This window comes from Clostridia bacterium, assembly GCA_017405765.1.
Taxonomy (GTDB): Bacteria; Bacillota; Clostridia; order Oscillospirales; family RGIG577; genus RGIG577.
Genome location: JAFQZS010000017.1, coordinates 1 through 4,882 on the forward strand (window position 1 = coordinate 1; position 4,882 = coordinate 4,882).

The 4,882-nt window shown below is 51.8% G+C and carries 3 protein-coding genes; all 3 read left to right on the forward strand.

From position 1 onward, the window contains the following. Nucleotides 1-355 precede the first annotated feature (355 nt). The 3 genes from typA (at nucleotide 356) to IJG50_03485 (ending at nucleotide 3,781) form a co-directional block, all read left to right on the forward strand. Nucleotides 356-2,188, forward strand: a complete 1,833-nt coding sequence (gene typA, locus IJG50_03475) for a translational GTPase TypA (protein MBQ3378908.1) — start codon at nucleotides 356-358, stop codon at nucleotides 2,186-2,188. Between the two features lie 216 nt (nucleotides 2,189-2,404). Continuing rightward, entirely contained in the window at nucleotides 2,405-2,860 is a 456-nt protein-coding gene (locus tag IJG50_03480) for an NfeD family protein (GenBank protein ID MBQ3378909.1), read from the forward strand. A 3-nt stretch (nucleotides 2,861-2,863) separates the two neighbouring features. Beyond that, nucleotides 2,864-3,781 carry an SPFH/Band 7/PHB domain protein gene (locus IJG50_03485; GenBank protein ID MBQ3378910.1) on the forward strand — a complete coding sequence of 306 codons (918 nt, stop codon included), beginning with the start codon at nucleotides 2,864-2,866 and terminating at the stop codon, nucleotides 3,779-3,781. The last annotated feature ends 1,101 nt before the right edge of the window (nucleotides 3,782-4,882 follow it).

Consider the following 4,882-nt stretch of genomic DNA (forward strand, 5'->3'; position numbering starts at 1 on the left):
CGAGAGGCGGCAGTCTCTCGGAACTTTTGGTACGCCGGGGTCCCCTAAAAATACGCGAAGCGGATTTTTTGGGGTGGTCTGAGGTTACAAAAGTAGGCCCCCCGGCAGGGGGATAGGAGTATTAGAACCTTGGTTCTAAAAATTGTCCTTGCTTTCAAAGCAAGGGAAATGTTTCAAAAGCAGCGCTTTTGTGAAAAGCACGCCCCCGAAGGACGTCGCCCGTTTGGCAATTTAAACGGTAAATTTTTCTTTAAAAGCTCAAATTGTAGTAAATACTTTTATTGTATTGCATCGCTGTGTGTGATAATATATAGAGTGTTTTGTTAGAAGTATAATTTATTCGAGGGTGAGATTTATGGTTAAACAGGAAAATATAAGAAACATCGCTATAATCGCGCACGTTGACCACGGCAAGACGACGCTCGTTGACGCAATGCTCCGCCAGAGCGGCATCTTCCGCGAGAATCAGCAGGTAGTCGAGCGCGTTATGGACTCCAACGACCTTGAGCGTGAGCGCGGAATAACGATCCTTGCAAAAAATACCGCCATATATTATGAAGATATTAAAATAAATATAGTAGATACTCCCGGACACGCCGATTTCGGCGGCGAGGTGGAAAGAAGCTTAGGCCTTGTTGACGGCGTGCTCCTTTTGGTAGACGCATTCGAGGGCTGTATGCCGCAGACGCGCTTCGTTTTAAAAAAGGCGCTAGCTTTGGGACTCAAAGTAATAATAGTCATAAACAAGGCCGACAGGCCGAACGCCCGCCCGCACGAGGTCGTTGACGAGGTGCTCGAGCTCCTTTTGGACCTTGAGGCCGACGAATCGTATCTCGATTCGCCCGTTGTTTTCGCATCGGGACGAGACGGCTGGGCTTCCCTTAGCCCCGACAGGCACGACGGCACCCTAAAGCCGCTTTTCGATATAATAAAGGATCAGATAGATCCTCCGAAGGGAGTAGAGGATGGGCCGTTTCAGATGCTCGTTTCAAACATAGATTACGACAACTACACCGGCCGCATAGCCGTGGGCAAGATAAACCGGGGCCGCGTGGCCTTAAACGACCAGGTGGCGGTATGCCGCCAAAACGGCGAGATCGTAAAAGCGAAGGTGTCGGGCCTTTACACGTTCGAGAGCTTAAAGCGCGAGGCCGTACCGGAGGCCTCCACAGGCGAGATAGTTGCAATTTCGGCGCTTTCCGATATAAATATAGGCGACTCCATGTGTTCGCCCGACGCGCCCGAGCCGCTGCCCGCGATAAAGGTAGACCAGCCGGTGCTCACGATGAACTTTTCGGTAAACGACGGCCCGTTCGCAGGTCAGGACGGCTCCTACGTCACCTCGCGCCACCTGCGCGACAGGCTTTATAAGGAGCTTGAGTCGAATATAAGCCTCAAGGTGGAGGACACCGACTCCGCCGACACGTTCAAAATATCGGGACGCGGCGAGCTTCATATAGCCGTGCTCATAGAGAACATGCGCCGCCAAGGGTATGAATTTCTTGTATCAAAGCCGAAGATAATAACTAAGGTGGTGGACGGCAAGCTCTGCGAGCCTATGGAGCGTCTCGTGGTGGACGCGCCGGAGGAATATGTGGGAACGGTCATCGAGAGCACTAATCTAAGAAAGGGCGACCTTCTTTCGATAACGCCTACGCAGAGCTATTCGCGCATAGAATTTATGGTCCCCTCGCGCGGACTTATCGGCTACAGAAGCGAAATGATGACGAAGACAAAGGGCACGGCCGTTATAAACTCCATATTCGAGGGATACGAGCCGATGCGCGGCGAGATACAGGAGCGCACGCGCGGTTCGCTCGTGGCGTTTGAAACGGGCAAGTCGGTGACTTACGGCCTTTATAACGCGCAGGACAGGGGAACGCTCTTTATCGGCCCCAACGTGAACGTGTACGAGGGCATGATAGTGGGCGAAAACAGCCGCGAGGGCGACATGGCCGTGAACGTGTGCAAGAAAAAGCACGTTACGAATATGCGCGCGTCCGGCTCCGACGAGGCGTTAAGGCTTACGCCGCACAAGGTGTTGAGCCTTGAGCAGTGCCTTGAATTTATCGCCGACGACGAGCTTTTGGAGGTAACGCCGAATTTCCTCCGTTTGAGAAAGAAGTATCTTTCAAAAGAGGCGCGCATGAAGATGGAGGCGGCAAAGAAGGCGGAGAATAAAAAGTAAACGCGCGAATTAACCGCCTATTGATTATTTTTTAACAAATTGGACATAAATTTATTGTATATTCTGAATCGTAAGCTTCACAAGGCAGACGGGGGACCGTCATAGTAGACGAACGGACATGGATCTGTCATATGTTTCGCTCGTAAGCTTCACAAGGCAGACGGAAGACTGTTACAGTAAAGATTCGTCTTTTTTCCAAGAAAGGGGGCGGGTAAAATGAACTGGGTATGGATATGGCTGGCAGTTATCGTGGTCGCGGCGCTTTTGGAGGTATTTTCGGTGCAGCTCGTCGCCATATGGTTCGCGTTGGGCGCGATAGTATCCATGATAGCCGCGAATCTGGGGCTTGAGCCCGTTTGGCAGATAGTGCTGTTTTTGATAGTATCCATCGTGCTTATACTTTCAACGCGCCGGGTGGTAAAAAAGATACTCACGCCGAAGCTTAGGCGCACGAACGCCGACCGCCTTATCGGCATGGAATGCGTGATAACCGAGGATATAGATAATCTTTTGGGCAGGGGCGCGGCGAAGGTGATGGGACAGGACTGGACCGCAAGGTCCGTGTCGGACGATATAAAGCTTTCATCGGGGGATAAAGCCGTTATACGCGAGATCTCCGGAGTAAAGCTTATTGTTGAGCCTGCAGTAAAGTCAAGTGAAAAGGAGGAGTAAAACATGCTTGTACCTATTATTATTTTGGCATTGGTCGTTATATTCCTGATAAGCCGTATAAAGATAGTGCCTCAGGCCTCGGCATACGTTATCGAGAGGTTCGGCGCGTATATAAATACGTGGGGCGTAGGGCTTCACTTTCTCATACCTTTTATCGACAGGATCGCGAGAAAGGTGAGCATCAAGGAGCAGGTGGCCGATTTTAAGCCGCAGCCCGTTATCACGAAGGACAACGTAACTATTCAGATAGACACGGTAGTATTTTTCCAGATAACCGACCCGAAGCTTTACGCTTACGGCGTTGAGAGCCCGATGCGCGCCATTGAGAACTTAACGGCGACGACGCTGAGAAATATCATAGGCGACATGGAGCTTGACCAGACGCTCACTTCAAGAGATACGATAAACTCGAAGATGCGCGAGATACTCGACGTTGCCACCGACGCATGGGGCATAAAGATAAACCGCGTGGAGCTTAAAAACATCATTCCGCCGCGCGAGATACAGGTGGCCATGGAGAAGCAGATGAAGGCGGAGCGCGAGCGCCGCGAGGCGATCTTACGCGCAGAAGGCGAAAAGAGAGCGGCGATACTCGTGGCCGAGGGACAAAAGGAGTCCGTGATACTTCAGGCGGAGGCAGACAAGCAGTCGGCCATCCTTGCGGCGGAGGCGCAGAAGGAGTCGCAGATACGCCGCGCCGAGGGTGAAGCCGAGGCCATCTTAAAGGTGCAGGAGGCTACGGCCGAGGGTCTAAGAAAGATAAAGGCGGCAGAGCCCGACCGCGCAGTGCTTATGTTAAAGAGCTTCGAGGCGCTAGAGCATGTAAGCGAGGGCAACGCGACGAAGATAATCATTCCTTCGGAGATACAGGCTTTGGGCGGCCTTGCGGCTTCGCTGAAGGAGCTTGTAAAAGAAGAATAACGAAAAAAGGGGCCCCGCCCGCAGACGACCGTCTGCGAGCGGGGCGGTTTTATTAGAACTGCGTTCAAAAGCCTTCCCCTTCGAGGGGAAGGTGTCTGCGAAGCAGACGGATGAGGTGTATGCATATACGCCTCACACGGCGGGACGCCTCCCTTTGTCATCCTGAGCGAAGCGCAAGCGCAGCGAAGGATCTTATACATAAGCCCCCACACGGCGGGACGCCTCCCCCTACAGGTCATTGCGAGGAGGGCGACAGCCCGACGTGGCAATCCGTACTCCTTCGCATACGCCCGCCGCGTAGGCGGGGAGTTTCTTTAGAACTGCGTTCTATAACTCCTATTCAATTATCCTTTTTCTTGCTTAAAAGCAAGGGAAATTTTTTAGAACTGCGTTCTAAAGACTTTATCCGCCTACGCGGCGGGCGGTACTTTTCACGGGAAAAGTACCAAAATTGCCGGGGAGCTTTGCTCCCCCGTCCCCTCACGAGGGGAAACCCACAGGCCCATACTGCGCCTCTTAATGCAAATTATTCATCTTCAATCTTCGGCCAGAATGATGTAATCTAAGTTTATACTTCCAGCCTTCCTCGATGTGAGGGCCAATTCAAGATATCTTCTCCACCAATTTGACGGGCGCACGATGCGCCCGACACTTCGGTTCCCGTTGCTTGCGGGCTTTTTCTAATAAGCGGCTTGTTTAATCCAGCCTTCTTCTAGCGGGCACCAAAGACTTGGAGCGGCTCGGCCGCGGAACACCAGTGGGGAAGGAAGTTTCCAGAATGCGCCCTCATGGCGAAAAGGCTCCAAGCTATAAGGTAAATTGCGCTTATCTCCAGTAGATGGCGAGACATAAGTCATATTTGAGTAACGCCGAGCGGCTGGCGCCGCCGATAGGCGGTGTTGGAGCGAGGGAGCCCAGAGTCCGAGAGGCGGCAGTCTCTCGGAAATTTTGGTACTTTTGTTTGCAAAAGTACGCCCCCCGGCAGGGGGATAGGAGTCTTAGAACCTTGGTTCTAAAATTTATTCTTGCTTACAAAGCAAGAGAAGTATATTGAAAAGTAATATTATAACCTTGCTTTCAAGTTTTCTTTTTCTTGCTTAA

Excerpts from the sequence above, each read along its gene's own strand:
- typA (MBQ3378908.1), top strand. The coding sequence starts at position 356 with ATGGTTAAACAGGAAAATATAAGAAACATCGCTATAATCGCGCACGTT.
- IJG50_03480 (MBQ3378909.1), top strand. The coding sequence starts at position 2,405 with ATGAACTGGGTATGGATATGGCTGGCAGTTATCGTGGTCGCGGCGCTT.
- IJG50_03485 (MBQ3378910.1), top strand. The coding sequence starts at position 2,864 with ATGCTTGTACCTATTATTATTTTGGCATTGGTCGTTATATTCCTGATA.